This window comes from Bartonella sp. AA56HLJMS (genome assembly GCF_042197145.1).
Lineage (GTDB): Bacteria > Pseudomonadota > Alphaproteobacteria > Rhizobiales > Rhizobiaceae > Bartonella.
The window spans coordinates 1-1,189 of the sequence record NZ_JBHIRL010000081.1; the positions used below are offsets into that span (position 1 = coordinate 1).

The 1,189-nt window shown below is 43.6% G+C and carries 1 protein-coding gene; it reads right to left on the minus strand.

Annotated features, from left to right (window positions below; genetic code table 11):
- Positions 1-12: 12 nt before the first annotated feature.
- Positions 13-1,188, minus strand: coding sequence for an elongation factor Tu (gene tuf, locus ACFINI_RS09940; RefSeq protein ID WP_012755022.1), 1,176 nt, complete (start codon positions 1,186-1,188; stop codon positions 13-15).
- Position 1,189 lies beyond the last annotated feature (1 nt).

A 1,189-nucleotide genomic window follows, 5' to 3' on the forward strand; every position in this document is an offset into this window, starting at 1 on the left:
AACAAGCATTATTTATTCAATGATCTTAGAGACGATACCGGCACCAACAGTACGACCACCTTCACGAATAGCAAAACGAAGTTTCTCTTCCATCGCTATCGGAACGATCAACGAAACATCCATCGCAACATTGTCACCTGGCATAACCATTTCCGTTCCTTCTGGAAGCGTAACAATACCTGTAACATCCGTCGTACGGAAGTAAAACTGAGGACGATAATTCGTGAAAAATGGTGTATGACGTCCACCTTCATCCTTTGTCAAAATGTAAGCTTCTGCTTTAAACCGTGTATGAGGTGTAACGGATCCTGGCTTTGCCAATACTTGACCACGCTCAATCCCTTCACGGTCAACACCACGTAGCAGAGCTCCTATATTATCACCCGCTTGACCTTGATCCAAAAGCTTGCGGAACATTTCAACGCCTGTAACCGTCGTCTTAGACGTTGGACGAATACCGATAATCTCGATTTCCTCTCCAACTTTAATAACACCACGCTCAACACGACCCGTAACAACGGTTCCACGACCCGAAATCGAAAACACATCTTCTATCGGCATCAAAAATGGTTGATCAACAGGACGTTCAGGGGTTGGGATATAATTATCAACTTCACTCATTAAAAGACGAACAGCATCTTCACCAATGCTTTTATCCTTATCCTCAAGAGCTGCCAACGCAGAACCCTTAACAATTGGTATATCATCGCCTGGGAAATCATATTTGGATAAAAGTTCCCGAACCTCAAGCTCTACAAGCTCCAAAAGTTCTGCATCATCAACCTGATCAACTTTATTAAGAAAAACAACAATTGCTGGAACACCAACCTGACGTGCAAGCAAAATATGCTCACGTGTCTGAGGCATTGGACCATCAGCTGCTGAAACAACCAAAATAGCACCATCCATCTGTGCTGCCCCTGTGATCATGTTTTTCACATAATCAGCATGTCCTGGACAATCAACGTGCGCATAGTGACGATTTTCCGTTTCATACTCAACGTGTGCTGTAGAAATAGTAATTCCACGTGCCCGTTCCTCTGGCGCAGCGTCAATTTGGTCATAAGCTTTAAATTCACCAAAATATTTCGTAATCGCTGCTGTCAACGAGGTCTTCCCATGATCAACGTGACCAATCGTACCAATATTAACATGCGGTTTTGTTCGTTCAAACTTGCTCTTCGCCATT